At 56.5% G+C, this 26,949-nt stretch carries 19 protein-coding genes; 7 read left to right on the forward strand and 12 right to left on the reverse strand.

What is annotated here, in order from left to right; genetic code table 11:
- The first annotated feature begins 59 nt into the window (after positions 1–59).
- The gene (locus tag MUN86_RS12260; RefSeq protein ID WP_245118143.1) at positions 60–2,471 is read left to right on the forward strand and encodes a glycoside hydrolase family 2 TIM barrel-domain containing protein; all 2,412 of its coding nucleotides are present in this window, start codon (positions 60–62) and stop codon (positions 2,469–2,471) included.
- A gap of 134 nt (positions 2,472–2,605) precedes the next feature.
- On the opposite strand, the gene MUN86_RS12265 is transcribed toward MUN86_RS12260, so the two are convergent.
- From MUN86_RS12265 to MUN86_RS12280, 4 genes are all read right to left on the reverse strand, one after another.
- A complete protein-coding gene (locus MUN86_RS12265; RefSeq protein ID WP_245118145.1) occupies positions 2,606–4,219 on the reverse strand; it encodes a family 43 glycosylhydrolase in 1,614 nt (537 codons plus the stop codon).
- A gap of 133 nt (positions 4,220–4,352) precedes the next feature.
- Positions 4,353–5,417, reverse strand: a complete 1,065-nt coding sequence (locus tag MUN86_RS12270) for a glycoside hydrolase family 43 protein (protein WP_245118146.1) — start codon at positions 5,415–5,417, stop codon at positions 4,353–4,355.
- Positions 5,418–5,547: 130 nt separating this feature from the next.
- Positions 5,548–7,122, reverse strand: coding sequence for a RagB/SusD family nutrient uptake outer membrane protein (locus tag MUN86_RS12275; RefSeq protein ID WP_245118147.1), 1,575 nt, complete (start codon positions 7,120–7,122; stop codon positions 5,548–5,550).
- A 69-nt stretch (positions 7,123–7,191) separates the two neighbouring features.
- On the reverse strand, positions 7,192–10,338 hold the full coding sequence (locus MUN86_RS12280) for a SusC/RagA family TonB-linked outer membrane protein (RefSeq protein ID WP_245118148.1): 3,147 nt from the start codon (positions 10,336–10,338) through the stop codon (positions 7,192–7,194).
- A 504-nt stretch (positions 10,339–10,842) separates the two neighbouring features.
- On the opposite strand from MUN86_RS12280, the gene MUN86_RS12285 reads away from it, so the two are divergent.
- Positions 10,843–11,937 (forward strand): glycoside hydrolase family 43 protein, encoded by a 1,095-nt coding sequence (locus tag MUN86_RS12285; RefSeq protein ID WP_245118149.1) that lies wholly within the window; start codon positions 10,843–10,845, stop codon positions 11,935–11,937.
- Between the two features lie 208 nt (positions 11,938–12,145).
- Here MUN86_RS12285 and MUN86_RS12290 read toward each other — a convergent pair whose 3' ends face one another.
- The 4 genes from MUN86_RS12290 to MUN86_RS12305 form a co-directional block, all read right to left on the reverse strand.
- Positions 12,146–14,287 (reverse strand): glycoside hydrolase family 97 protein, encoded by a 2,142-nt coding sequence (locus MUN86_RS12290; protein WP_245118150.1) that lies wholly within the window; start codon positions 14,285–14,287, stop codon positions 12,146–12,148.
- 308 nt (positions 14,288–14,595) lie between these two features.
- Positions 14,596–16,212, reverse strand: coding sequence for a RagB/SusD family nutrient uptake outer membrane protein (locus MUN86_RS12295; protein WP_245118151.1), 1,617 nt, complete (start codon positions 16,210–16,212; stop codon positions 14,596–14,598).
- Positions 16,213–16,236: 24 nt separating this feature from the next.
- A complete protein-coding gene (locus tag MUN86_RS12300) occupies positions 16,237–16,626 on the reverse strand; it encodes a hypothetical protein (RefSeq protein ID WP_245118153.1) in 390 nt (129 codons plus the stop codon).
- 17 nt (positions 16,627–16,643) lie between these two features.
- Positions 16,644–19,319, reverse strand: a complete 2,676-nt coding sequence (locus MUN86_RS12305; RefSeq protein WP_245118155.1) for a SusC/RagA family TonB-linked outer membrane protein — start codon at positions 19,317–19,319, stop codon at positions 16,644–16,646.
- 603 nt (positions 19,320–19,922) lie between these two features.
- Between MUN86_RS12305 and MUN86_RS12310 the strand changes: the two genes are divergently transcribed.
- From MUN86_RS12310 to MUN86_RS12320, 4 genes are all read left to right on the forward strand, one after another.
- On the forward strand, positions 19,923–20,768 hold the full coding sequence (locus MUN86_RS12310; protein ID WP_245118157.1) for a helix-turn-helix domain-containing protein: 846 nt from the start codon (positions 19,923–19,925) through the stop codon (positions 20,766–20,768).
- A 274-nt stretch (positions 20,769–21,042) separates the two neighbouring features.
- Positions 21,043–21,399, forward strand: a complete 357-nt coding sequence (locus MUN86_RS12315) for an Imm51 family immunity protein (protein ID WP_245118158.1) — start codon at positions 21,043–21,045, stop codon at positions 21,397–21,399.
- Between the two features lie 104 nt (positions 21,400–21,503).
- On the forward strand, positions 21,504–22,163 hold the full coding sequence (locus MUN86_RS31780; protein WP_311181697.1) for a hypothetical protein: 660 nt from the start codon (positions 21,504–21,506) through the stop codon (positions 22,161–22,163).
- Positions 22,142–23,503: an AAA domain-containing protein gene (locus MUN86_RS12320; RefSeq protein ID WP_311181698.1), complete on the forward strand. Its 1,362-nt coding sequence runs from the start codon at positions 22,142–22,144 to the stop codon at positions 23,501–23,503. The genes MUN86_RS31780 and MUN86_RS12320 overlap by 22 nt, the downstream gene beginning before the upstream one ends.
- Before the next feature lie 199 nt (positions 23,504–23,702).
- On the opposite strand, the gene MUN86_RS12325 is transcribed toward MUN86_RS12320, so the two are convergent.
- The 3 genes from MUN86_RS12325 to MUN86_RS12335 form a co-directional block, all read right to left on the reverse strand.
- A complete protein-coding gene (locus MUN86_RS12325; RefSeq protein WP_245118159.1) occupies positions 23,703–24,281 on the reverse strand; it encodes a hypothetical protein in 579 nt (192 codons plus the stop codon).
- Positions 24,282–24,376: 95 nt separating this feature from the next.
- A complete protein-coding gene (locus MUN86_RS12330) occupies positions 24,377–25,225 on the reverse strand; it encodes an SMP-30/gluconolactonase/LRE family protein (RefSeq protein WP_245118161.1) in 849 nt (282 codons plus the stop codon).
- A gap of 77 nt (positions 25,226–25,302) precedes the next feature.
- The gene (locus tag MUN86_RS12335) at positions 25,303–25,515 is read right to left on the reverse strand and encodes a hypothetical protein (RefSeq protein ID WP_245118163.1); all 213 of its coding nucleotides are present in this window, start codon (positions 25,513–25,515) and stop codon (positions 25,303–25,305) included.
- Positions 25,516–25,734: 219 nt separating this feature from the next.
- Between MUN86_RS12335 and MUN86_RS12340 the strand changes: the two genes are divergently transcribed.
- Positions 25,735–26,250, forward strand: coding sequence for an FKBP-type peptidyl-prolyl cis-trans isomerase (locus MUN86_RS12340; RefSeq protein ID WP_245118165.1), 516 nt, complete (start codon positions 25,735–25,737; stop codon positions 26,248–26,250).
- 56 nt (positions 26,251–26,306) lie between these two features.
- On the opposite strand, the gene MUN86_RS12345 is transcribed toward MUN86_RS12340, so the two are convergent.
- Positions 26,307–26,939 carry an acyl carrier protein phosphodiesterase gene (locus tag MUN86_RS12345; RefSeq protein ID WP_245118173.1) on the reverse strand — a complete coding sequence of 211 codons (633 nt, stop codon included), beginning with the start codon at positions 26,937–26,939 and terminating at the stop codon, positions 26,307–26,309.
- Positions 26,940–26,949: the final 10 nt, after the last annotated feature.

Below are 26,949 nucleotides of genomic sequence, written 5' to 3' on the forward strand. Positions count from 1 at the left end.
GCGTGGCGCTATGCCCGGAGGCTGTACATTCGTCCCCGAGTCGACGTTTTGACGCCCCTATGAAACATACTGCCCTAGCCTTCGTCTTGCTGCTCTTAACTTCAGGTATGCAAGCCCAAAACCTACCCGCCAAAACCGCCCTCTTCGACGCTGGCTGGCGTTTCCACCGTGGCGGGGCGCAGGGCGCAGAAAAAGCAGGCTTCGACGACGCCAAGTGGCAACCCGTCGACCTGCCCCACGACTGGAGCATCGAGGACTTGCCAGGCACTTCCTCGCCTTTCCACCCCGATGCCATCAGTCAAACCAGCGGTGGCTTCACTACGGGAGGCACTGGCTGGTACCGCAAAACCTTTGTGGTGCCCGCCGCCCAAAAGGGCCAGCGCGTGCAGTTGCAGTTCGACGGCATTTACATGAACGCCGAAGTGTGGCTAAACGGGCAATCCTTGGGCCGACACCCGTACGGCTACACCAGCTTCTGGTACGATGTGACCGATAAAGTGAAGTTTGGGGAAAGCAACGTGGTGGCGGTGGAAGTGAAAAACGAAGGCGCCAACAGCCGCTGGTATTCGGGCTCGGGCATTTATAGGCACGTATGGCTCACGGTGCAGGCGCCGGTGCACATCGAGCAGTGGGGCACCTACCTGACCACCCCGGAAATCACCGCTACTTCGGCGCAAGTGAAAGCGGAAACTCGGGTGCTTAACCAAAGTGCGCAGCCCGCCCAGTTCACCCTAGTTACTCGCCTCCGCAACCCCAAAGGCAAGGAGGTGGCACGCACCGAATCCAAGCAAACCGTAGCGGCCGGCGCCGCGGCCACCGTGGCGCAGACCTTGGCCGTCAAGTCGCCGGAACGGTGGTCGGTGGATAAGCCCGCGCTGTATAGCGCCCTGACAGAAGTATATCAAGGCCAGCAGTTGCTCGACCAGCAGGAGACGCCGTTCGGCATTCGCACGATTTCGTTTGATGCGCAGAACGGTTTCCGGCTGAACGGCCAGGCCATGAAGCTGAAAGGCGGCTGTTTTCACCACGACAACGGCCCTCTTGGCGCTAAAGCCTACGACCGGGCCGAGGAGCGCAAAATCGAGTTACTGAAAGCCAGCGGCTACAACGCCATCCGCTGCTCCCACAATCCGCCTTCCCCGGCCCTGCTCGCCGCCTGCGACCAACTTGGTATGTTGGTCATCGACGAAGCGTTCGATCAGTGGCGGGAAGCTAAAAACCCCTACGACTACAGTCTTTACTTCGATAAGTGGTGGCAAAAAGATGTGGCTAGCATGATGCTCCGCGACCGAAACCACCCGAGCATCATTCTTTGGAGCCTCGGCAACGAAATACCCGAACGCGGCAAGCCCGAAGGCGCCAAAACTGCCCACGAGCTAGCCGACTTCATTCGTACCCTTGACACCAGCCGACCTATCACAGCAGCCGTCAACGGCCTCGCTCCCGACAAGGACCCGTATTTCGCCGAACTTGACGTGGCCGGTTACAACTACGCCGCCGGCGGCGACCATCACCAGAAAGACATCTACGCCCAAGACCACACCCGTCTGCCCAACCGGGTGATGTACGGCTCGGAAACCTACCCGCTCGAAGCGTTTGATAGCTGGATGAAAACTCTGGACCATCCCTACGTAATCGGCGACTTTGTCTGGACCGCCTTCGACTACATCGGTGAAGCCAGTATTGGCTGGCTCGGCTACTGGCAATACCAATCCTTCTATCCCTGGAACCTGGCCTTCTGCGGCGACATCGACATTTGCGGCTGGAAACGGCCCCAATCCTACTACCGTGATGCCCTCTGGAAAGAAAATCAAGTTTCGCTTTTCGTGAAGCCACCCACGCCGTCTTTCCCCTTGAACCCGACCAAAGAAGAGTGGAGCAAATGGGAATGGCGCGACTTGCTAGCCGACTGGACTTGGCCGGGCCAAGAAAACAAGCCCCTGACCGTGGAAGTGTATTCTTCCTGCGAACAGGTGGAGCTGTTCCTCAATGGCAAGAGCCTCGGCACCAAGCCCACCATCCGCTCCACCCAGTTCACCGCCACCTGGACCGTACCCTACCAGCCCGGTGAGCTAAAAGCCATCGGCCGCAACGGCAAAAAGCAAGTGGGTGTGGCCGAACTGCGCACCGCCGCTCAACCCACCCGCCTAGCCCTCACCGCCGACCGTAAGTCCATCAAAGCCGATGGCCAGGACCTAAGCTACATCACCGTGGAGCTGCTTGACAGCAAAGGCGTCCGCCACCCCAAAGCAGAAAACGCTTTGAAGTTCGAGTTAAGCGGCCCCGGCACCATCGTTGGGGTCGGCAACGCCAACCCCATCAGCACCGAAAGCTACCAACGCCCCCAGCGGAACGCTTGGCAAGGACGCGCGCTAGTTGTAGTGAAGTCAAATCAGCAAGTCGGTAAACTCACCCTTCGCGCCACAGCAGAAGGGATGCCAGCCGCCGACGTAACGGTTGAAGTTCGTTAGCTTATCAGTTTCACAAAAAAAGGGGTCGAGGCAATGTGCCTCGACCCCTTTTTTTGTGAAGGTGTCACCTGTAAGTAAGCTGGTCAGAACTAGGAGATATAAACTAGTTTCTAGTTCTGGCCTGAAATGTTTGCTTACTGACTATCCAACTGAAACCGCTCGAAGGTGGCAGTGGCGGCCACTGGCCCGCGGGCCAAAACGCCTACGCGCACACCTCGGTCCCACGGCGGCAGGTACGTGCCATTGATGGCCGCAGCACCGGCGGCGGGCATGGCCTGCCAGGTTTTGCCGTTGTCGGCGCTGTAATCGAAGCGGAACTGGTTGCCGCTTTCAGCGCGCAGGCGAAAGGTTAGGGCTGAGGCGGTGGGCAGTTTCATTTCGCTTAACGTTTTCTGTTTGCCTTTTTCCAGTTGCCAGAGTTGCAACTTGCCGCCGCCAGCGGTAAGGGCCAACGTGTTTTCCGGGTCGCCATGGGCGGCAATTCCGGCCACGGTGCCAGCAGGTAAGGTGCCGGGGTTCAAGAGTGTAGTAATGGCGGTGTAATCGGCGGTAGTGGTATGCTGGCCCAACACCGCGCCGCTGTGTTGCGGGCGGGCGGTGAGTTGCAGTTGACCACCGCGCACGGCTACGGTAGGCCGCTCTTCCACCGGCCACTGCCACGACGGCAACAGCGTGGGGCCATCAAATTCGTCGTTTAGGTCGCGAGCGGCTGCTGCGGGCGCGGGATTGGTGGGTACGGAGCCACCGCGGAACTCGGGCCAGCCGTCGGCGTTCCAGGTGAACTCGCTGAGTACGCCTTGGCGGCCCACAAACTCGAAGCTGCGGGTGTCGTAGGCGTGGTGCAACATGTACCACCGGTCGCCGCGGTTGAACACGGTACCGTGACCTGGGCAGGCCCACTTGTCGTTTTTGGTGAGAATGGGGTTTTTCTCGTACTTTTCCCAGGGCCCGAGCAAGCTCTTGGCCCGCGCAATACCGGTACCATAGGTGCACGTATGCCCGCAACAGCCGTTGGCGGCGTAAAAAGCATAGAAATAGTCGTTGCGCTTGATCATCGACACGCCTTCCACAAGGTTGCCTTCCCAGGGAGCCGTATTGCGAAACAGCTCTTTTTTCTCGCCCAGCAGGGCGGTGTGCTCTTCGTTGAGGCGTTGCGCCCAGATGGGTGTGGGCAGGTTGCGGCTGTTGCCGTCTTCCTTCCAAATCAAATACAACTCACCTTTCTCGTCGCGCATCGGGAAGCCGTCAATCGAACCCACCTCCTGCCCAACCAGCGGGCCTAGGTCGCGGTACGGGCCAGCGGGGTTGTCGGCCACGGCCACGCCTACAGCTAGGTTGCCCCCTTTTTTGTGGGCCGTGTAATAGATGTAGGTTTTGTCGCCCTCCTGGCTGATTTCGGGAGCCCAGAAATAGTAGTCGGCCCAAGCGGGCAGCTCATTGGGAAATACGTGGCCGGCCAGCTCCCAATCGGTTAGGTTGGTTGATTTCAGCAGCGGAAACACCGGGCCCCAATTCGAGGAAGTGGCCGTGGCCCAGTAGGTGTCGCCTACTTTGGTGATGGAAGGGTCGGGGAAGTCGCCGGCGAGTACCGGATTGACAATGTTTATGGCCGGCTCCGCCGCTTCTGCCTTGGCTTCGGCGGTGGTGGAGGTGGGCGTACTGACGGTGGTGGTTCTGGTTTCCTGACAGGCGCTTAGCATGCACCAGGCCAAGCCAAGCGTCAGGTTAATCTTCGTTTTTAATGCCATGAAGAAGCTACAATTAGGGGTGGCTTGAGACAAAAGCTATTCAGTACTAGAGAGGAAAGTAGAAGCCACCGCCATCTGAGAGCAACTAGCTTCTATCCCTAATCAGCTTCGCAGATTGCAAAAAAGATAGGCGTTACTCACCGGCTGGCTCGGGCAAAGCAACACCGATTGGTACGGGCGTGCCGAAGTTAGGCGTACCGTCGGGGTTCCAGGTGAACTTTTGCATGCGCGGGCTACGGGCGTCGCCGCAGCCTTTGTTGGGCTCAGCGTTGGCGTGGTATAGTATCCAGTCCTCCTGCCCATTCTTCGACTTGAAAAAGGTGTTGTGCCCCGGCCCAAACACCCTATCCGTGGGGTTCTTGGTGAATACGGGCGTGCTCGATTTAGTCCAGGCAGCGGGATTCATGGGGTCGGCGGTGCTGGAAGCGGTAAGTAAGCCCAGGGCGTAATCGTCGGTGCTGCAGTGACTGGCCGAGTACACAATAAACGTTTTGTCGTTGTGCTTGAGCACTTCGGGGCCTTCGTTCACCTTTGGGTCACCGAGGGTTTCCCAATTGAATTCGGGGCGACTAAGTTGCGCGCGGGACCCAGTCAAAGTCCAGGGGGTGCTCATCTGGCAGATATAAAGGCGCTGCTCTACCGAACCCACCTCCTGCCCCGACCACACCATATACCGTTTGCCGTTCTGCTCGAGGATAGTAGCATCAATGGCCCACAAATCCTGACCTGGCACGGCAATCTGCCCCTTCTCAACCCAAGTACCGGTGGTGGGGTCGGCGGCCGAATTTTCCAGCACCCATAAGCGCTGACCGCCGCAGCAATTGCCTGGTCCCGCCGTGAAATACACGTACCATTTACCGTCGAGAAAGTGAAGTTCCGGTGCCCAAATATCCCGCGAAGCCGCGCCCGTGGCCTGCGGCGTCCAGATGACTTTGCTCGGCGCCGAACCTAGTTCCGACATCTTTGCCGTTTTCCACAGCGTCAGATTCCGGCCGGTGGTGTGCATGTAGTAATAGAAACCGTCTTTTTCAATCACCCACGGGTCGGGGCCGGAAGCAAGTACCGGATTGCGGTACGTGGTTGTTTCCGTAACGGGTCCGGTCGGCGTCGTGGCCGAGGGGGTGGACTCTTTGGTGCAAGACAGCAGTGCAACAAGCAGCGCCGCGGGCAGGAATCGGTGAAGCGAGATGGGAAGCATAGCAGATGGAAGAGGCGAGCAAATAAGTTCGGCAAAGTAAGCTAAACAACGAGCTGAACCGGCTATAGCCAAGACAAACAGCCGCCCCGACCAGGGCCGGAGCGGCTGTTAACACGAGAAGTTAGACAACTTACCAGTTTTCGTTCTGCGCAAGTTTGTTTAGATCCACTTCTGACTGCGGCAGTGGCAGCAAACGGGAGCGGTCCACCCGGAAAGTGTTGAAATCGGGGTCGCGCGCCTTCAATTGATCTACACTTGCTTGGTTGCTAAGCAGGCCCCAGCGCTGCAAGTCAAACCAGCGTACGCCTTCGCCCGTTAGCTCGGTCACGCGCTCATGCATAAGTTGTGTGCGCAGGGTTTCGCGGGTGAAGTTATTCGTTAGAGGGGCCAAGCCGGCGCGCTGGCGCACCCGGTTGATGAGCGGAATAGCGGCGGTCGTCTGGCCTTGTTCGTTGAGAGCTTCCGCTTGCAGAAGCAACACATCAGCGAAACGCATTACCCGCTGGTTGATGGGCGAGTCGAAGTCTTCGAACGTCCGATAATAATCGGTTTGGTACTTGCGCCAGTACACGCGGGCCCTGTTGCGTGCATCTTTACCGTAGCGGGTCAGAAAACCGGTACCGTAAGCCAACGTGTCGGCATCGACGGGTAGGGAACTCGAGAACTGCATTTGGTCGCGGCGGTTGTAGAACACCGTAGCGGCCAGACGCGGGTCGCGCTGCCCGGTGGCGGTGGGTTCCTGCAAGAACTCGCGCACCACCCACGGCCGTACTTCGCCATCATTGAAGCCGAAGCCCGGCACGCCCCAAAACTGCGAGCGTTGTCCGCCCTGCGACGAGGTGGCATCCGGGCCGCCGCCGGCGTCGTTGCCGCCTTTTTTCTCGTCCGAAAACTGTACCTCGAAAATAGATTCAGGGTTGTTTTCGGTGGTATGGCGGAAGTTGTCGGTGTATGAGACGTCCTCTACTTTATAGAGTTTCGAATCGATTACCTGCGCAAACTGTGCCTGCGCGTCGGCCCAACGCTTGTTTTGCATGTAGGCTTTGCCAAGCAGCGTAGTGGCTGCACCTTTGGTGGCGCGCCCAGCATCGGCTGCCGGATACGTAGGAGGCAGGTCAGTCTGGGCGGCTTGCAGGTCGCTGATGATTTGGTCCCACACCTGCGCCTCGGTGCCCTGCGCAAACGACTGGTTCAGGCCAGTGGAATATTGCAGCGCCAGCGGCACTTTGCCGTAAAGTGACACCAAGTTGAAGTACGACAACGCCCGCAGGAACTTAGCTTCGGCCACAATCCGCTTCTGCAGCCCCGCTTCCATTCCTTGAATGGTCGGTACTCGGTCGATTACCTGGTTGCAGCGGAAAATAGTGCGGTAGTGGTCGCGCCAGATGTTGTTCGACACCTCGAAGTCGTAATTCACCTGAATGAAGTGGGTGAAATCGGCCAATTCACCCCAGGGACTTTGGCTGAAGCCGGTATCGTCGCGCAAATCGAAGGCAAAGTTGAGCCAACGCCGGTACATACCCAAGCCTTGCAAACCCGCGTAGCAGGCCACGGAGCCCTTCACGGCATCATCGGAGTTGTTCCACGAAAGCTCGGTGAGGGGCAGGTTAGGGTTGGACTGGTCGAGCAGATCTTTTTCGCAAGCTGTGGCGCTCAGCAGCATAGTGCCCGCCAAACTTAGCCGCGTGAAAAAATTATTTTTCATGTCAATAACTGATTGAAAAGTAGGAGTTGAGGGTGGCGCCTAGATTGCAGCGCCTACCGTTTAACTGGCTTAGAAACCTGCCTGAATGCCCAGCGTGAATGAGCGCAGGTTAGGATAAGAACCTTCATCAACGCCGCGGGCCAAGTTGTTGCCGATGGTGTTGAAGGCTCCGCTGCCCACGGTTTCGGGGTCGTAGCCGGTGTAGTCGGTTATCGTAAACAGGTTTTGGGCAGTGGCCACAACACGCAGCGAGGCCACGTATTTGGTGCGCTCTAGCACTGCCTTAGGCACCGAGAAGCCCAGTTGCAAGTTTTTCAGGCGCAGGTACGAGCCATCTTCCAGCCAGCGCGTCGTGTTGAAGCGGGCGTTGCTACCAGCGGCATCACCATTCTGCGGCCCGCCCGACTTAATAGCCCGCGGCGTGGTACTGGAGGGGTTGGTGGGCGTCCAGGGGCTGAAGTCTGCGCGGTAGTTGCTATTGTCCGCTGTGTTGTCGGTCAGGAAACGGGACAGGTTCATTACGTCGTTGCCTTGCACGCCTTGGAAGAATGCAGTCAAATCAAACGCACCGTAGCCTACATTTAGGTTCAGACCATATTGCAACTTGGGAAACACCCGACCTATGTGTGCGCGGTCCTTGTCGGTGATAGAGCCGTCGCCGTCGAGGTCCTTGTAGCGCACGTCGCCCGGAGCCCGCCCAGCCGGGATGTTGGTTTCGCCGGTTTGATAAATGCCGTCGAACTGGTAAAGGTAGAACGAGCCAATTTCGTGGCCCACTTCGGTGCGCGTGATGTCGCGGGGCCCGCCATTAAAGAAGTTAGGCGCACCACTTCCTTCTGCGCCGGTGGTGCCCAGGTCGAGCACGGTGTTTTTCAGCGTGGTTAGGTTAGCCGTGGCGCCATAGCGGAAGGGTTGGCGATTGTCGCTGTAGCCCAGTACGGCTTCCAAGCCCTTGTTTTCGAGCTTGCCCAGGTTGCGGTAGGGATTGTCGCCGGCGTTGCCCAACAGCAGCGGCACAGGCGGATTAATTAGTGCATTGTTGGTTTGCGACACATAGTAATCAGCCGATAACGTCAGCCGATCTTCCAGAAAGCCAATGTCGAAGCCCACGTTGGTGGTGCGACGATCTTCCCACCGAATGCCCTCGCTGGCGTAACCGGTTTGGATGGCTCCGTTTTGAATAGTGCCGCCCAGCACGTAGTTGGCGTTGGTATTCAGAAATCCTTGCGAGACGTATGACCCTCCGTAGGCACCACTAAGCAAGTCGTTGCCAAGGCGGCCGTAGGAGGCCCGGAACTTGAGGTCGGAAATAGCGGTAACGCCCTCAAAGAAGCTTTCTCTCGATATCCGCCAGCCCACAGAAGCCGCACCGAAGTTGCCCCAACGCCTGTCTTTCTCAAAGCGCGACGAGCCGTCGCGGCGAAAAGCGGCCGTTACTAAATAGCGCTGGTTGTAGTCGTAGGTGGCTTGCGCAAAAAACGACTGCTTACCCCACACGTATGATGTGCCAATGGCTTGTGGTGTTGTGGTACCGGCATTTAGCTCCCAGAAATAGTTGGGTCCGGTGCCGTAGCCGAAGTTCACGCCCCGTGTGAGATCCTGCTGAAAACGCTGCTGGCTGTAGCCGCCCACCACCGTCAGATTGTGGTCGCCGAAGCTCTTATCGAAGGTCAGCGTGTGTTCGGCCATGCCGAAGAACTCGTTGCCTTGGGTTTCGCCGAAGTTAGACAGCTGGGTGATGTCGTTTTGCCGCCAGATCCCGTATTTCCGCTTCTGCTGGTCGTGGAAAGCGTGAAACTCCGTAGCCAAGTTGAGGCGGTAGCGCAGGGAACTGAAAATATCCACTTCGCCGTACACGTTGCCCTGCAAGCGGTTCGAGGTACCCGTGTCGTTCAGCAGATTTTGAGAAGCAATGGGGTTAAGTCCAAACGTGCTGGCGTTGCCGTTGCCGATGCCAAAGCCACCGGCCACCGTGGGGTCGTACACGGGGTTGACGGGCAGCATCTGCACCACGTTGTAGAACGGGGAGCCGTAATTCGGAATGACGTTGAGGCGCGTCTGGTTGGTGCGCGAGAGCATGGCGTTTTCGCCGAACCGGAACCGTCCGCGGGTGAAGCCCGTGTTCACTCGGAAGCTATAGCGCTCAAATTTCGGCCCCTGCACCGTGCCTTTTTGGTTGAAGTAACCACCCGACACGTTGAAGTTCGAGTTTGGTCCCCCACCCGAAAAGCCCAAATTGTAATCCTGAATCGAGCCCTGCTTGAAAAACTCTTCTTGCCAATCGGTATCGATGCCGGGCAGGTTGGCAGCGTAAGGCTGGCGCGCCAATCCGGCATTTTCATACGCCTGGTTGTTGATGGTTGCCCACTCGGCAGCGTTCATCAAGTCGAGGCGCTTCACTAAGTTTTGCACCCCGGCCGTGGCGTTGAAATTGACGGCCGTAGCGCCAGATTTGCCTTTTTTAGTGGTGATAATAATCACGCCATTGGCGCCCGAGGCCCCATACGGCGCCAATGCCGCCGCATCCTTCAGCACCTGCACCGACTCTACGTCGGCGGGGTTGAAGTCGCGCTGGCCGCCTTGGCTCTGCACCCAAAGTCCATCTATGACATAAAGCGGGCCGCTGCCACTGGCAATGGTGCCTAGGCCCCGGATGTTGATGTTGGGCGCCTGCCCCGGCTGTCCGGAGTTGGTAACCTGTACGCCTGGCAGGCGGCCCTGAATGGCCTCACCTACCGAGGCAACTGGGGCCCGGCGCACGTCCTGGGCGCTTACAGTGGCCACAGAGCCGGTTACGTTTTGGCGCTCCTGAGTGAGGTATCCCACTACTACCACTTCATTAAGGGCTTTGGCGTCGGGAGCCAACGGCGTATCGATGGTGGTACGGCCACTCACTGGCACTTCCTTGGCCGTGTAACCCACATACGAAAACACCAGCGTAGCATTATCAGGTACGCCGGCAAGGGTGTAGCGGCCTTCTATATCGGTTTGGGTGCCATTAGAGGTGCCTTTTACCAGCACGTTTACGCCGGGTATGCCCTCCCCTTTTTCGTCAGTTACTCGGCCCGTTACGGTTATATCGGGATTGGGAACAGTGTCAGAGCGAAGAACTGGCAGTTCAGCGCCAAGGGCTACAGGTGTTCCGGCTACCATAGGCAGGCAAAGCAGCAAAGCCGGAAAAGCATAGCGTCCAGGTTTAGGTACAGGGTACTTCATGGGAATTTGGATATTGGGTTTAGGAAAGAAATCAGCATTTAACCACAAACGTTTGCGGCTCACGTGTTTAAAAGGCTGTTGTTAAAGACGAGGCTGGAAAAAGACAATTCTTGTTTTTCTACTTAACTCCGCAAATCAACTAACGCCTCTACTGATGAGCTTACTTGCAATTATCCGCCAATACGGCTCCAAGGTAGCGGTATTCCAATTAAAACTTGTGCTCAGGCTGCATCACACCCTGATTAATCATTGATCAACTATAATCTTCTCTTTAAAGAGTATGCAGTGGTAGTCTCCGCTTCAAATTGTCAATTAGCTGATTCCCCCTACTTTTTATGGATACTATTTATTAAATATCTCCTATTATTAAAAATTTCCTCGAATGCAAACCTTTGCATTTAAACATTTATTGTTTCTCCATGTTACGGCTAGCTTTTACAATTACTATTGGTCTTGTCATATTAGTGCGCACCTTTGCCGGTGGTATCACTCCTTGTCGCTACTATGCCCTCTGCTGTATCTCCTTCCCGCCGGTCGTTTCTGCGAACCACGGCCTTAGGCTTAGCCTCCTTGCCCCTGCTTTTGGAAGCCTGCACCACTGAATCTGCTAAACAAGGCACTTACACCAACCCGGTGTACCCGCACTCTTTCCCCGACCCTTTCGTGCTGCAACATGAGGGCATGTATTACGCTTTCGGTACCACCGGCCAAGGCCGTACCAGCCCCGACAACCGAATTTTCACGGTCCTTACCTCGCCTAACTTGGTTGATTGGAAGCCGGCGGGTGGGGCCTTAGTGCCACCAGCTGGCGCTGAAGGCGCCGACTTTTGGGCCCCAGAGGTCGTTTTTCATGACGGTACGTTCTACATGTATTATTCGATGGGCGGCGGGGCCATTGCCGCCACGGTGGGCCACCGCTTGCACGTGGCTACCAGCAAAAACCCGGCGGGCCCCTACGAAATGGCGGCTTTGCTCGATGTGCCCGAAAGCAAATTCACCATCGACGCCCACCCTTTCCGCGACACCGACGGGCAGTGGTACTTGTTCTACGCCCGCGACTTTATTGACACTGACAACGGCTACCTTCCCGGCACTGGCCTTGCTGTGGATAAGCTTGTGGGCATGACGCGCTTGGCAGGAGAGAGCCGCACCGTCATGCGGGCCCGCCACTCCTGGACGGTATTCGAGAAGAACCGGACCATGCCGCTCTACGACAACCGCACTTTTGCGGAATGGCACACCCTGGAAGGGCCCTTCCTGCGCCGCCACGAAGGCAAGTACTACTGTTTCTACAGTGGCGCCAACTTTCTCACCGACCGTTATGGCGTTGATTACTGCGTGGCCGATTCCATCCTCGGCCCCTACTCCGACGCCGGCGCCGAAAACGGTGCCCGAGTACTGCACCAAGTACCCGGCAAAGTGCGCGGCCCCGGCCACCACTCCCACACCATGGGCCCCGACGGCAAAACCGAGTTTCTGGTCTATCACGCCTGGGACACCGGAATGAAAGAGCGGCAACTCTGCATTGATCGGCTGCATTGGACGGCGCAAGGCCCTCGCGCCGTGGGCCCAACCTACACGCCGCAGCAGCGCCCGTAGCTGGATTCCTGGCTAGTACGGCTTTCGCGCCTTCCCTGTAGAAGCAGGTTTTGCCTTAGAAACTGTTGTTCGTCTCTAACTCTAAAACTCAAAGGCTCTTATCAAACTGGCAGATTAGCCAGCTCGATAGGAGCCTTTGAAGGTTATGCAGGGTATGTTGCAGCAACTGGCGCAACATACCCTGCATTAGGTTAGCGCCATCAGTTACTTACATAATGCTGATGGCGTAGCCGCCACCGGGGGCGCAGAGCTGCGAAAGTTTCGTCTTGTTCGTGACGGAGACTTTGCGAATTTGGTAGGCTTGCGGGTTCTTTTCGTAATGGGCGTTTTTCGCGTCGGCGTAGATGGTGGCCGTGTATTTTTTGCCCACGGGCAGGAAACTCAGGTTGATTTTAGAGGTGCGCCCCTGCTCGTCGCAGGTGCTGCCCACAAACCACTTGTCTTGGCCTTTGGCTTTGCGGGCGTAGGTGATGTAGTCGCCGGGCTCAGCTTCTAGCACCTTAGTATCGTCCCAATCCACGGCCACGTCCTTGATGAACTGGAAGGCGTCGAGGAATTTGTTGTAGGTTTCGGGCAAGTCGGCGGCCATTTGCAGGGGGCTGTACATGGTCACGTACAGGGCCAATTGCCGGGCCAGGGTGCTGTGCACAAACGACGTGTTCTGCGGATTGTAGGCGCTGACCTTGGTTTGGAAGATGCCCGGCGTGTAGTCCATCGGGCCGCCAATGAGGCGCGTAAACGGCAGAATAGTGGTGTGGTCGGCGTTGTTGCCCCCGAAGGCCTCGTACTCGGTGCCGCGAGCCGCTTCGTTGCCAATCAGGTTTGGGTAGGTGCGGGCCAGGCCGGTTGGGCGCACGGCTTCGTGGCCATTCACCATGATTTTATGCTCGGCCGCCTTTTCCAGCACGTACTGGTAGTGGTTGTTCACCCACTGGTCGTAGTGATGGTGGCCCAGTGGCACAATGTCGCCGACGTAGCCGGTTTTCACGGCGTTGTAGCCGTACTTGTTCATGAATTGAAACGCCGAATCCAAGTGCCGCTCGTAGTTGCGCACCGAGCCGGAGGTTTCGTGGTGCATGATGATCTTCACGTTTTTGCTGGCGGCGTAGCGGTTCAGTTCCACCACATCGAAGTCGGGATAGGGCGTCACAAAGTCGAACACATAGTCTTTGTGCTTGCCGAACCAGTCTTCCCAGCCGGTGTTCCAGCCTTCCACCAACACGGCGTCGAAACCATGTTTGGCGGCAAAGTCGATGTACTCCTTCACGTGGGCGTTGTTGGCGCCGTGGGTGCCGTTGGGCTTCACCTTCGAATAGTCGATGGAATCGAGCTTGATGTTTTCCTGGTTGGTGTACGACCACGTGCTCTTGCCCGTAATCATCTCCCACCACACGCCCACGTACTTCACAGGCTTAATCCAAGAAGTGTCCTTGAACTTGGTGGGCTCGTTGAGGTTCAGCACCAGCTTGGACTCCAAAATATCACCGGCTTTGTCGCTCACAATTACGGTGCGCCAAGGCGAGTTGGCCGGGGTTTGAATCAGGCCCTTGTCGCCCACGGCGTCGGGCGTCAGGTGCGACTCCAGCACGAAGTTCTTGTCGTCCAGCTCTAAGTGCATGGCCGAGTAGTCGATCAGGGCCGCCTCGTGGATGTTGATGTACAGTCCGTCTTTGCTTTTGAGCATAAGCGGCGTTTGTACTCCCGTGGCTGAAAAAGGCGTCTGAGAGGCGTTGGGCGTCGTAGCCGCTTTCATTTTGCCCCGTATTTCCGACAAATTGGAAGTGACGGTGCTGTACTCCTGCGTGTCGTAGTCGCCGGGCAGCCAGAAGGCTTTGTGGTCACCAGCCAGAGCAAACTGTGTGCGTTCTTCTTTAATGGTGAAGTAGTCGAGCTTAGGCTGGCGGGGAAACTCATAGCGGAAGCCCAGACCGTCGTCGAACACCCGGAAACGCACCAGCATGGTACGGCTACTGGTTGCCTGCGTCAGGGTCACGGCCAGCTCGTTGTAGTGGTTGCGGATGGTTTTCACCTCGCCCCACACGGGCTGCCAGGTTTCGTTGAAGGTAGCCGTTTTGGTGCCGGCCACCGCAAAGCCGTTGGTGAGCGAAGGCGCGGTTTTTAGCTCCAAGCCCAGCGTGCTGGTTTTCAGCACCGGGCGGCCTTTGTAGGTAAGTTGGTAGGTCGGAACGCCGTCGGCCTGCAAGGCGAATGTGAGCGTCAGCTGGCCGTTGGGCGACTTAACGCTTTGAGCCTGGGTGGTCTGCCAGAGCAAACACAAGCCCAGGAACAGCACCGTGCGGCTGGCCCGGCCGAGAGTAATAGCAAGCAGAGAAAAGGAAGAGTGCTTCATGTGGGAAAAGAAATGAAGTAAGAGTGTGACGACAGGCGAACGGCACGCAAAGTACTAGGAGTCTGACAGCTGAGAATAAAATGGCGGCTCTTGGCGTTGCTGCGCTGCTACAGAAACTTACCGCTTCTTTCACACAAAGAACAGCAGTTGCCCCTATCTGCTTTCCACGATAACTCGTGCGTTACCTAATAAACAAAACAGAGCGGGTCACGCCACTTGAAAAGCGCTTTTCAGCACGTACTCAAGCACAGTAGCCGCTGAACGCTACAGGTTTTGTAGCGCCCAGCGGCTTCGTTGTTCAGAGTTGGTTAGTAACCAGTATTCTGCTTTAGATTCGGGTTGGCAACCAAATCGGTATTGGGCAGCGGGAACACCGTGCGAAACGGCTCGATGTCCTTGCCAGCTGCTACGCCGCCCTTGAAGGGCCAGTTGTAGCCGGTGGCATACTTACCGAACCGAATAAGGTCGGTGCGGCGGTGGCCTTCCCAATACAGCTCCCGGCCCCGCTCATCGAGGATGTCCTGCAAGCTCACGGTGGCCAGGGGCGTGGCCTTCGCGCGGGCTCGCACTGCATTCACCTGCGAGAGAGCCGTGCCAGCGGTGCCACCCGTACCGCCACGCAATACGGCTTCGGCATACATCAGCTGCACATCGGCCAAGCGGAACAGTGGGTAGTCGGTATCCACAAAGTCGCCGTTGCCAGCAGGCGGGAAACCGGAACCGGGCAGACCAGTCGAAGTAACGTTGCGCCACTTGGTGGAGGCATACCCATCGTTGAACGACGAGATGGTGTTGATTTGCTTGGTTTGGCCGGCCGTGTAGAACAAGGCCCGCGCATCGGTGCTGGCGCCGCCACCGGGAAACAAGTCCACGAGGTTGCTCTTAGCCCGAATACCGAACCAGCCGCCATTCACGCCAGCCTCCGTGGCCGACATGCTCCCTCCTACCGACGCGTGCACCAGAAACGTGGTGTTGCCGAAGCTTTGGGTGCGCAGTCCGTCGTTGACGACAGGCAAGATGATTTCGTTGCGAGCAACCGACGTGTTGTTGTCGGCCAGAAACAGGAACCGGTACGTGGACGACAACTGGTAGCCCGCCGAGGGCGCCAACACTTTGTTGGCGTACGTTACGGCTTCGGTGTTGCGCGCCGTGCCGGTGTACACCTGCGCATTCAGATACAGCTTGGTAAGCAGCGTCCAGCAGCAGGCTTGATCGGCGCGGGCATAACCGGGCTGGCGCGGGGCACCCAACGAGCCTTCAATGGCTTTCAGCTCGGATTCGATGAAGGCAAACAAGTCGGCGCGGGATATTTGCGTGGGTAGCGCCCCGCTGCCCACCTGGAAGGTTTCGTCGGCAAAGGGCACGCTGCCGAACAGGTCGAGGGCGTGGTAGTAGCTCAGGGCGCGCAGAAACCGCACCTCTGCCCGGTACTGACGCACTTGGTCGGCGCTGGCCCCGGTGATGCCACGGCTGGCTAGCTGCTCGTCGGTGGTGTTGCGCAGGAAATCGTTGCAGCCCGACACCTGGAAGAAGATCTTCTCATACATGCCCCGGATAAACTGGTTGTCGGCATTCCAGGTGTTGGTGTTGAGTTCGGGCAAACCGGCGTCGCCCCAGGCAATAATGGCTTCGTCGCTGGTTAGCTCCTGCACCTTCCAGTAGGCGCGCAGGTAGTTGGCATAATCGGCCGGGATGAACGAGAGGTCACTGCGGTCGACGCCGCCGTTTTGCCCGCTCACCGAGAGCGTAGCGTAGAGGCGGGCCAGCACCTGCTGAATCTGTTCGGGGTCGCGGTACACCACCTCGGGGCTAGCCAGGTAGCTCGGTGACTGATCGAGGTCTTTGGAGCAGGAAAACGCAACCGGAGCCAACACGGCGGCCAACGCCAGCACGCGCAAACGGCTATTTATATAGGTAGGAAACATGGCAGAGCGAAAAGAAGGTGGGAATTAGAAGCCCAGGTTGAGGCCCACCGTAATGGTGCGCGCCCGGGGGTAGATGGTGTTGTCGACACCGGTGTTTATTTCCGGATCCAGCCCTTTGTAGTCGGTAATCAGGAACAGGTTCTGCGCCGCCAACGACACGTTGAAGGTGGTGCCTTTACGCACCAGCTCCCCGAAATCGTAACCGACCGTCACGTTTTGCAGGCGCAGGAACGAAGCCTCCTCCACGTAGTAATCAGACAGGAACTGGTTGCTGGCGTTTTGCGTGAAGCCGGAGTACAGCAGTTCTTCCCCTGAGTTGCGGATAAAGCCGTTGGAATTCTGCGAGAACAGCGAGCGGGAACGCAGGTTGTTGTAGAGGTAGCCGCCCAAGTTCGAGCGGAACGTGAAGGCCAAGCTGGCCTTGCTATACGTCAGGTTACCCCGAAACCGAGGATAGCCTTCGGGCGCGGCGACTTGTAGCGGTACAGGTCGCGGCTGTCCACGGTGCCGTCGGCGTTGCGGTCCACAAACTCGTTGACCAGCGGCTTGCCATCGGCGCCGTACTTCTGCTCATACACGTAGAACGCGCCTTCCTGGTAGCCGACCGTGTTGATTTGGGCGTTCTGGTTGGGCTCCCCGTCGAAGTTGTAGATGGCGCTGTTGCTCACCACCACCCCTACCGCGTTCGGCGAGTCGGAGTTGGTGAGCTTGGTGAGTTCGTTGCGGTTGAAGGTGGCGTTGGCGTTCAAGCTCAAATTCAGCTGGTCACCTTTCACGGCGTCCACGTTCACGGCCACTTCCACGCCTTTATTGGTCAACGACCCCACGTTGATGGTGCCGGCGTTGGTTTGGTTGGTCAGGGCCGCCAAGAACACGGTGTTAAGCAGGTCCTTGGTGTCACGCTTGTACACGTCAACCGAACCGTAGACGCGGCCCCCGAAGAAGCCGTAGTCGATGCCCGCGTTGTAGGTGGTGGTGGTTTCCCACTTGCGGTTCAAGTCGTAGAACTCAGCCCGCAAGGTGCGGTAGTAGTTGCTGCCCTGCGGATACTGCGAGAGGTTGGAGCTAAGCGAGTAGAAAGGCAGATAGCCGTAGAGGTTACCGCTGCCGGTTCCAATATCCTGCTGCCCGGTCTGCCCCACCCCAAAACGGATTTTCAAATCAGAAATAGCGTTCGACTCTTTCAGGAAATCCTCGCCCTTGATGCGCCAAGCCACTGCCCCGGAAGGGAAATAACCCCAACGGTTATCGGGCGAGAAGCGCGACGAACCGTCGGCCCGCAGCGTACCCGTCACCAAATACCGGTCGTTGATGTTCAGGTTGGCGCGGCCGTAGTACGACAGCAGGTTGTACTGATCGGTGAAGCTCAGTTGGTTGTCGTAGGTGCGCTCGGCGGCCACGTACACCGTGCCATCGGCCCGGTTGTCGTCGAAGCGGTATTGCTCGTTCTGGAATTGCTGCCAAGAGTAGCCGCCCAGCACTTCCAGCTTGGCTTTGCCGAAGTCGCGGTTATACTTGGCGTAGGTTTCCAGCAGCGTGTTGTTGAGCCCCTGCTTATACTCGCGGTTGATGCCGCCACGTAGGAAATCGGAACCGGCCGTGCCGGGCACGAACAAGTTTCCGTCGCTGCGCTGCACATCGTAGCCCAAGTTCACGTTGGCCGACAGCCCTGCCACGAAGGGCAGCTTGTAATCCAGCTGAATGTTGCCGATGCTGCGCTTCACGGTGCTCAGGTCCTCGCGCTGCTTGATGAGACCCACGGGGTTGCGCGGGGCCAGCGTGCGGATGTTGCCGTTGTCGGTGAACTCGAAGAAGCCACCAAACTTGGAATCGGTGGCGTACACCGGCTGCGTTGGGTCAAAGTACACGGCCCGGTTCACGGCGTCCTGCGCCGAGAAGTTGTTCTTGATGACCGAGCCTTTGATGTTGATATCAATGCGGAGGTTGTCATCGAGCAGCAACGGCGTCACACCTACCGAGCCGGAATAGCGCTTCAAACTGTTGTCGAGCAACAGGCCCTGCTGGTTGAGGTAGCCACCCGATACCCGGAACGGCACCTTGCCCGCCGAGCCAATCAAGCTCACCGTGTTGTCGGTGGTGTAGGCAGTGCGGAAAATTTCTTTTTGCCAATCGGTGCTGGCCGTACCGAGCGTGGCCTTCTGCTGGTCGTTGCCGTACTGGTTTACCGTCGCGCGGAACTCGCTGGCCGACAGCACGGGCACAAAATCGGCGGCCTTGGCCAACGAGTGCTGCGTGGATACGTTCACCCGCAGCGCCTCGCCCTGCAAGCCGCGCTTGGTGGTCACGATAATCACGCCGTTGGACGCCCGCGAGCCATAAATGGCGGTTGAAGAAGCGTCTTTCAGCACCGTAATGCTTTCAATATCGTTGGGGTTGATCAACGACAACGGGTTGCTGTTACCGGCCAGGCTGGTGTTGTCCACGGGCACGCCGTCAATCACAATCAGCGGCGAGTTGGACGCATTCAGCGACGAGCCACCCCGAATGCGGATGTCGGAGGCCGCTCCGGGCGCGCCACTGGCCGTCGTGATTTGCACGCCGGCCACTTTGCCTTGAATCAGTTGCTCGGGGTTGGTTACCTGCCCTTTCACAAACTGCTTCTCGTCGATCTGCTCAACGGAACCGGTTACATCTTGCCGACGCTGCGAACCATAGCCGATTACCACGGCTTCGTTGAGCAGCGTGGTGTTCTCGGCCAGAGTAGCCACGGGCACCGCCGTAGTGCCGCCTTCCGTGACAGTAATGGGCGTGCGGTTGGCTTTGAAGCCCACGTAGGAAGTGACGAGGGTATACGAACCGGCCGGCACGTTGGAAATAGAATACGCCCCGGTAGCATCGGTGCTCGCACCGAGGGAAGTGCCTTCCAGCACCACCGTTACGCCGGGCAGCCCTTCGCCGCTGGCATCAACAATCCGGCCCGTAATGGTGCCACCTGCAAGTGGCTCCATCGCAAGAGATGACGCATTGGCTGCCAAGCCAGCTGGGTTTGCGGCTGCAATGCCGGGCAGCAACACGATGCCAAGCGTCGGCAGCAGAGCCCACTGGAACGACCTAGGCCGCCGGGGTACTAGTAAGGAAAAAGGCATGCACTGGGGGAATTAGGTGAGTGATTTAAAAAGCGTTTTTTCACTTGAAGTCCATGAACCCAAGCCCAATTGCTGAACGGGTAGGCATCGAGCTTCAATGAATCTGAACCTCGCGGCCAGTTTGAATCAAGTACTAGAAGCCAGCACTTTGGACTGCGAGACAACGGGGTATAGAGCCGGCTAGAGCATGCGATAGATGCCTTCTTGCGGGCGTTGGTAAGGGGGTATGCCGGTGTTGCTTTTAGAGCCGCGGCTTAACTGAATCAGCAGGTTTAAGGCCGCCTGTGTGGCGCCGAACACGAACTCCGTTCGGAAAAGCTAAGTGGATTGCTGAGGCGGGCCGGCTGAGGGAGCTAGGCGGCGAAACAAAGCCTAAGCGGTAAGGCCTTCATTACCAGCATTAATGGCGAGACAGTAGTCGGGCCGACAATACTGGTATAGTTGCATTCGGGGCATTCATGAATAGAGGGGCTGAGTGGGGATACAAATAACGCTCAGCCGCTCGCCCGGCAGTTAGAACATAAATTGCCGTTTTTAGCACTAAATTGTTGTCGCTTTAGCCTAAAACGGTTTATCAGCTTACAGTTTCACCAAAAAGTGCCGATGAAAATTGTCCGGGAACACATTGAGCCTGACGCAGAAAGCTCGTTTCGCCTCCTATTCACGCCCTGCATAACCGACATTTTCTTCTGGCACTACCATCCCGAATACGAGTTGGTGTACATCGAAGGCGCCAACGGCACGCGCCACGTCGGAGACCATATTTCGCGTTACGAGGGCAGCGACTTGGTTTTTATCGGGCCCAATATTCCGCATCTGAACTTCGACTACGGCGTCGCGACGGAGCCCAAAAAAGTGGTGGTGCAGCTCAAGGATCATTTCTTGGGCGATGCCTTCAAACAAACCCCCGAATTTGCCGCCATCACGCAACTGTTCGAGCGGGCCCGGTTTGGCGTTTCTTTTCACGGCGACACCAAAGACCTGATTGGCCGGCAATTAGCGCAGTTGCCCGAACTTCCGCCATTTGAGCGACTACTTACCTTGCTGCGCATTTTCCAACAACTAGCCACCAGCACCGACCACACGTTGCTGCACGGCTCCGCCGTCACGAGTTCCTACAACCTACAAGAGCAGCAGCGTATTCAGCGCGTGAGTGAAGTGGTGGCGGAGCACTACCCCCGCAAAATCGAAATCCGAGAGGTGGCCGCCCTCACCAACCTGACGGAAGCCGCTTTTTGCCGCTATTTTAAGCGCATCACCCGGCTCACCTTCACACAATTCCTTAATCAATACCGGGTGCACCAAGCCCAAAAGCTCCTCTTACAAGACACCACCGTTTCGGAAGCCTGTTTTGCCTGCGGCTTCGAGAATTTATCGTATTTCACCAAAACCTTCAAACGGGTGACCGGCGAGAATCCTTTACAATTTAAAAAGCGCCTACAAGCCTAAAGCAAACAGAAGTAAACGGACAGATTCCTTGAACGCTCGCTAATACTCTATCCGATCTTCAACTGCCAATTTGCTGTTCTAAAGAACGTGTTGCCGAGCGGCATCAACTTCCTCACCTATTAAGCTCTCTTTCAGGCCTTTGCTAAACTATCTACACTACATAAGGTTTACCTACTTGCCATTTGCTTTATTTCTTTTTTGCTGTAGTCACGACAAAAGAAGCAACATAACATATAAGGCATCTTCAAAGCCTGCTGCAACTATTCACTACACCTTGAAGAATTCATTTCCTTTCCAAGCTGCACCTACTCATCTAACCAATCCTAGTCGGCGTTTTAGCATTCAAGTTCCGGTAGGAGAAGTAGAAGGCTATTATAATCTTTTCACCAAACACGGATATGGCGGCAATGGCCCATCATGGGTAGAACACATCTGTTTCATATTAGAGGAAAAAGACTCCGCCATTCTTGATCATCTTGAATTTGACGAAGAGGCCGACACTTTTTTGGTATATGCCGATAGTGAAGAAACCGTTTCTCGTTTCATGATCAGTGTCCTGCCTGTTTTTGGCTCACTGAAATCATTGAACCAATATTTCGAGCACGTTGACTCCGACAAGTTCACAGAATAGTTCTGCCCCTTTGTTTCCTGCTCTAACTCTACACGCGAGTAAAAGCAACGTTTTTTCTTTCCGACCTTCGGCCACCAATTTCCCGTTTTCGTTGTTACCAACGAATGCACAAGACCACTCTGTTGACTGAACAACCTACTTATACCGACCCTTACGCTATAGAGAAAGAGCTGCGTAAGGTACAGGCCCTCATGAAGCTGGAACAGCAAGAGGACCTAGAGCAATTCAAAATCAAAAACGCCAAAGCCAGCATTGCCGAGCGCCAACAGCGCGGCCTCACTTGGTACCCCGTCAAAATTACCAAGGAAGACATCGGCTTCGGCGGTAAGCTGGTGATTGAGTTGGAACGCCCGGCTTCGCAAAACGGCTTGCACCTGTTTCAGGTGGGCAAGAATGCGGCCTTGTTTGGCAACATTCCCGGCCGCTCCGGCTCCGACCGTCCCACGCTCAACGGTGTAATTACGGCCGTCAAGCGCAATAAAATATTGCTCGCCACTACCAAAGAAGACCTCCCCGATTGGGTGGAAGAGGGCAAACTCGGTGTGGACTTGACGTTCGACGAGGTCAGCTACCGCGAAATGGAGTACGCCATGGGCAAGGTGATGGGTGCCTTCGATGGCCGCCTAGCCGAGCTGCGCGACGTGCTGCTAGGCGCCAAACCCGCCCAGTTTCGCCCCGAAAAGGAAGCGACCCTCTATTATCCTAGCCCCTCAACGAGTCGCAGCTGGCGGCCGTACGGCACGTGCTGGCGGCCAAGGACGTAGCCATCATTCACGGCCCGCCCGGCACCGGCAAAACCACCACGTTGGTACAGGCCATCATGGAAACCATCCGGCGGGAGCGGCGGGTGCTGGTGTGCGCTCCCAGCAACACAGCCGTGGATTTGCTGACCGAAAAGCTAGCCGAGCGCGGCGTGAACGTGATTCGGATGGGTAACCCATCTAGGGTATCGGATTTGCTGCTGCACCACACGCTGGAGGCGCAGATTATGGAGCACAAAAGCTACCCCGAGCTGAAGAGCATGCGCCAGACTGCCGAGCAGTACCGCGAAGCGGCTGGCAAGTTCAAGCGCCATTTCGGGTGGGAAGAGCGGGAAGAACGCCGCGCCCTCAAAGAGCAGGCCCATCTACTGCTCCAAGACTCCGACAACCTGGAGCGCTACATCACCGAGGATTTGCTGGATAAGGTACAAGTAATCACCTGCACGCTGGTGGGCGCCTCCAACCGCGCCATCCGCCACCTCACTTACGAAACCATCTTCATCGACGAAGCTGCGCAAGCGTTGGAACCAGGCTGCTGGATTCCTATAACCAAAGGCAACCGCGTGGTACTAGCCGGCGACCACCAGCAGTTGCCTCCTACCGTCAAGAGCGAGAAAGCCGCTAAAGATGGATTGCGCGAAACATTGTTCGAGAAGTGCATTCTGCGCCAGCCCGAAACGGCCCGCATGCTGCAGGTGCAGTACCGTATGCACGAGCAGATCATGGAGTTCAGCTCCGAGCAGTTCTATGACGGTAAGCTACAAGCCGCGCCCACCGTAGCCCACGCCGACTTGCCCGAATACGACATCCGCTTCGCCCCCGACCAAGCCGTAGAGTTTCTGGATACCGCTGGTTTTGGCTTCCAAGAACTTGGTATTGCGGAAAGCCGCTCCATTGCCAACCCCGAAGAAGCGGACCTGCTGCTCAAGCGCCTAGCGCAACTGCTAGAGCCCTACGATGCCGCCGACCACACCGAGGACCTGCTGACCATCGGCGTCATTGCTCCCTACCGCGCACAGATTAATTACCTCAAAGATGCCATCGAGGAAAACAACGAGCTTGCTGGCCTCATGGAGCACCGTATGTTGAGCGTGGGCACCGTGGATTCGTTTCAGGGCCAGGAGCGCGACATCATTGCCATCAGTCTTACCCGAAGCAACACGCAAGGCGACATCGGCTTCCTTTCCGACATCCGCCGCATGAACGTGGGCATGACCCGCGCCCGCAAGAAGCTTCTCATAGTCGGCGACTCGTCTACGCTCGGTTCGCATCCATTCTACAAAGCCTTTCTTGATTATACCGAGAGCATTGGGGCGTACCGCACAGCTTGGGAATTGCAGTAGAAAGATACTGACGATTATAGTGCTGCTCACACAGTTAACAATGAGCAGCCAATGCGTATCGACTATTAAATTAAAAGGGCATCGGCTTACCAGCCGATGCCCTTTTAATTTCTAGATATAAGCAAGCTTACTTATCTGTGTTGTTAGAGTGGTAGTAAGTTTCTTGTACATCAATCGTGAGCAAAAGCTGAATAGGCAACTATAACTTGATAGGTTGCAATCCTACCGTATTAGTTTGGGTGGAAATCCAACCATAAACCGGATATTCTTCGCTATGGTAGATAAGGTTATTTGGCAATACTGAGATTAGCTGATACAGGACTGAAAAGTAATAGCGTTGAGTTTTAGGATCATAATGCCCTATGCCATCGCCTAGCTGATTCAAGCTTTTCTTTGCGTTAGTTCCAGCATAAGCCAGAGAAAGCTTTTGGATAGAATGCTTCTCAGGTTTCAACTCAATCTGTAAGTAGAGTGTGCCTGTTGAATCGCGCTTACATGGTAGCGAGGCTGCGTACCCAGTTGGAGATTGTATTACATCTCCATCGGATAGCTTAACCTCTCGGTAAGGAATGAATGGGTCCGGGTCGAATGATTTAGCCTGTCCAGATTGTTCGATATGGAACCCTTTAGTTGCGGCCTGAAATTTTGTACTTTCTGCAGTTTCTACTTTCGTTTGTCTTTCACCTTTTGAAACAGAAGGCGCAGAAGTGTTGAAACTACATTCACTAAAGGCCAAGCCTAATAGAGCTAGTACAAGTAATCTTGAAAATTTGCGCATAGCTATATAAAGTAGAAAATTGAGTTTGTATTTAACAAGTATACAGAATTTTCAAGCGCCTACTTGAATAATAGCATTATAGGCGCTCATGCTTATTACTGCACGTCAATCACCGACATAGTGTGCGGCGCGTCAGATTTCTTATTGATGAAGTTTTTTTCGGGCTTATCGAAGTCGGAGACATAGAGGCGGTTGCCTTTGAGCAGAACTTCAGCTGGCTGGTCGAGGAGACCGTTCGTGCCGTCGGTGTCGCCATTTTGGGCTAGGGTCGTGACGGTGTTGTCTTTCAGGTTGACGACTTCAATGGCGTTTTCGCGGGAGTTGCAGAGGTAGGCTTTGTCGGTTTTGCGGTCGATGATGAGGCCGTCGACGCAAGTGATTTTCTTACCCTTGAGCGTCAGAGCCTCTTTTTTGGCGAGGGTACCGTCGGGCTTCATCGTCATCTTATAGAAGGTACCGTCGCCGAACGAGCCGGTGTAGAAATTGCCTTTGCTGTCGTAATCGAGGCCGTCGGCCCCGTTATCGACGCCAGTTTCGTTGACTTGCGTAGTGAAGGTGGTTAGTACGTGCGGGTCCATGGTTTTGGGCTTGAGGTGCACGGGACCTTGGTTAAGTTCGGCTAGCGTGAAGGCTAGCACGGCACTGCCTTTGTCGTTGTCGGGCATGTCCCACTGGCTGTCAGTCACGTAAATTTTGTTGCCTTTCCAGACCACGGCATTAGCCAGCGCAAAGTTGTCGACCACTGTTTCTACGGCGCCGGGCTTGCCGTTTTGAACCCGCACCCGCATCAGTCGGGATTTAAAATCCTTGCTATTTTCGTATTGGTTTTCGGCGTAGTAGAGGTTGCCGTCGGGGCCGAACGCTAAGTCCATGGGGGCAGCTTTTTTGGTGGTAGGCTCGACGGGTAGGTTGCTGAGGTAGGGCTTGAGGCTGGTGTCAGTCATCTCCACAAGTACCGCCGGCTTCGAGTTGTCGGCCAGGTTGGGTACCGACAGGATGATGCTGCCATTGGGTGCCAGCGCTAAGCCGTCGGGGTGTTGTGGGCGTCGTCGAGGGTATGCAGCAGCTTGGGACTGCCAATTTTGGCGATGGTGTCGGTAGCGGCGGGCGCGGTGGTAGAGTCGCCAGGCATGGCGGGCAATTCGGGCGTAGTTGGCGTTTCGGTGTTAGTGTTGGACTGGCAGCCGGCCAGTAGCGCGCCACTGAGAAGCAGCGGAAGAAAGTTGGTTTTCATGGTATGCTTAAGGCAGAGGATCAGCGTAGAACGATTTAACTGCTTAGCTTAACGAGCGGCCGATGAGCTTGATAGTGGATGCCAAAATTTTACTTCTCACAACCCGTTCGTACCCGTTGAAGTATCACCTTGTAGCGGCAAGAATTTCCAACCATTTCCGTAACTAGCCGACCGAATCCCATTTTCCAACCACACCAGGACTCACCCGTCCCCTGCAGTATGGCTCAAATCAGCGAAAACAAAGTCGTTACGATCACCTACGATCTGAGCGTGACCGACGACAATCAGCAAAAAGTGCTCGTAGAATCAGCCGAAGCGGATGCGCCCATGGTGTTCCTGTTCGGCCAGAGCGGCCTACCCGAGGAATTTGAGCGTCAGCTCGACGGCAAGCAAGCCGGCGACTCGTTTGCCTTCTCCCTTACCCCGGAGCAAGCATATGGCGAGTACGACGACCAAGCCGTAGTCGACATCCCGAAAAACGTATTCGAAATCGATGGTCAAGTAGACCAAGAAATGCTGCAAGTTGGCAATTTCCTCCCCATGGCCGACAACCAAGGCCACCACATGCAAGGCAAAGTGGTAGAAATTGGCCCCGACAGCGTAAAAATGGATTTTAACCACCCGCTCGCCGGTATGGTGATGCACTTCGACGGCAAAGTAGCCGAGGTGCGCGAAGCCACGCAAGAGGAGCTGGATCATGGCCACGTCCACGGCGAGGGTGGCCACGCCCACTAGGCTGTTACTTATCTGCTGATACAAAAAACGGGGCCGCTTGGCCCCGTTTTTTGTTGCTAAAGCCCGCTTTCCGGCTCTCTACTGCTATTTTCAGCTTTTACCGCTGCCCGCAGTTCCGGCCAAAACTCCCGAAAATCCGCTTCGTAGGCGGGCAATTCTGCCAAGAACGCGGCGGCGCCTGTAGCCAGCACGGCCCCAGATGGTGCGCGGCGGCTCAAGCCTAGCAAGGCCCGCTCTAGGCCTTGGGGAAGCGCGTAGCCGCTGAGCCAATCGTCGCGGCGCATGTAGTAGAGCGTTTGCTGTAGGCGCTCCGGCAACTCTTGGCGGCGGGCGTGGAGCAGGGCGTAATGCCGTTGGGCGAAGGCTGCCAGCGGCTCGGTAGGGTCGTAGTGATAATGCGAGAAGTCGCGGGCCAGTAGGTGGTCGAAACCGACATCAGAAACGACGCCCGCCCATTTGCCAAGGCCTGATTCGCGCAAGCGGGCGGTGGTGCGGCGCACCAGCGGGTGCGCATCGGTGAACGAGTCGATGAAGCGGTGCAGGCGGATGCCGCGCTGCACGGCCGGCGGATACGCTTCCAGCGCAGCACGACCCCGTACGGCTTCGGCGGCAAAATTGCCGATTACCACGTCAGGATAATTTGGCGCGGCGGGCGTATCGGAGAGAACTAGGTGGGCCAGGAAGTTCATGAAGTAGTTG

The organism is Hymenobacter volaticus, from assembly GCF_022921055.1.
In the GTDB taxonomy this organism is placed as follows: Bacteria; Bacteroidota; Bacteroidia; order Cytophagales; family Hymenobacteraceae; genus Hymenobacter; species Hymenobacter volaticus.

Bases quoted from the DNA above. Each gene is read 5' to 3' on its own strand.
- MUN86_RS12260 (WP_245118143.1), top strand. From the start codon at position 60: ATGAAACATACTGCCCTAGCCTTCGTCTTGCTGCTCTTAACTTCAGGT.
- MUN86_RS12265 (WP_245118145.1), bottom strand. From the start codon at position 4,219: ATGGCATTAAAAACGAAGATTAACCTGACGCTTGGCTTGGCCTGGTGC.
- MUN86_RS12270 (WP_245118146.1), bottom strand. From the start codon at position 5,417: ATGCTTCCCATCTCGCTTCACCGATTCCTGCCCGCGGCGCTGCTTGTT.
- MUN86_RS12275 (WP_245118147.1), bottom strand. From the start codon at position 7,122: ATGAAAAATAATTTTTTCACGCGGCTAAGTTTGGCGGGCACTATGCTG.
- MUN86_RS12280 (WP_245118148.1), bottom strand. From the start codon at position 10,338: ATGAAGTACCCTGTACCTAAACCTGGACGCTATGCTTTTCCGGCTTTG.
- MUN86_RS12285 (WP_245118149.1), top strand. From the start codon at position 10,843: ATGCCCTCTGCTGTATCTCCTTCCCGCCGGTCGTTTCTGCGAACCACG.
- MUN86_RS12290 (WP_245118150.1), bottom strand. From the start codon at position 14,287: ATGAAGCACTCTTCCTTTTCTCTGCTTGCTATTACTCTCGGCCGGGCC.
- MUN86_RS12295 (WP_245118151.1), bottom strand. From the start codon at position 16,212: ATGTTTCCTACCTATATAAATAGCCGTTTGCGCGTGCTGGCGTTGGCC.
- MUN86_RS12305 (WP_245118155.1), bottom strand. From the start codon at position 19,319: ATGCCTTTTTCCTTACTAGTACCCCGGCGGCCTAGGTCGTTCCAGTGG.
- MUN86_RS12310 (WP_245118157.1), top strand. From the start codon at position 19,923: ATGAAAATTGTCCGGGAACACATTGAGCCTGACGCAGAAAGCTCGTTT.
- MUN86_RS31780 (WP_311181697.1), top strand. From the start codon at position 21,504: ATGCACAAGACCACTCTGTTGACTGAACAACCTACTTATACCGACCCT.
- MUN86_RS12325 (WP_245118159.1), bottom strand. From the start codon at position 24,281: ATGCGCAAATTTTCAAGATTACTTGTACTAGCTCTATTAGGCTTGGCC.
- MUN86_RS12330 (WP_245118161.1), bottom strand. From the start codon at position 25,225: ATGACTGACACCAGCCTCAAGCCCTACCTCAGCAACCTACCCGTCGAG.
- MUN86_RS12335 (WP_245118163.1), bottom strand. From the start codon at position 25,515: ATGAAAACCAACTTTCTTCCGCTGCTTCTCAGTGGCGCGCTACTGGCC.
- MUN86_RS12340 (WP_245118165.1), top strand. From the start codon at position 25,735: ATGGCTCAAATCAGCGAAAACAAAGTCGTTACGATCACCTACGATCTG.
- MUN86_RS12345 (WP_245118173.1), bottom strand. From the start codon at position 26,939: ATGAACTTCCTGGCCCACCTAGTTCTCTCCGATACGCCCGCCGCGCCA.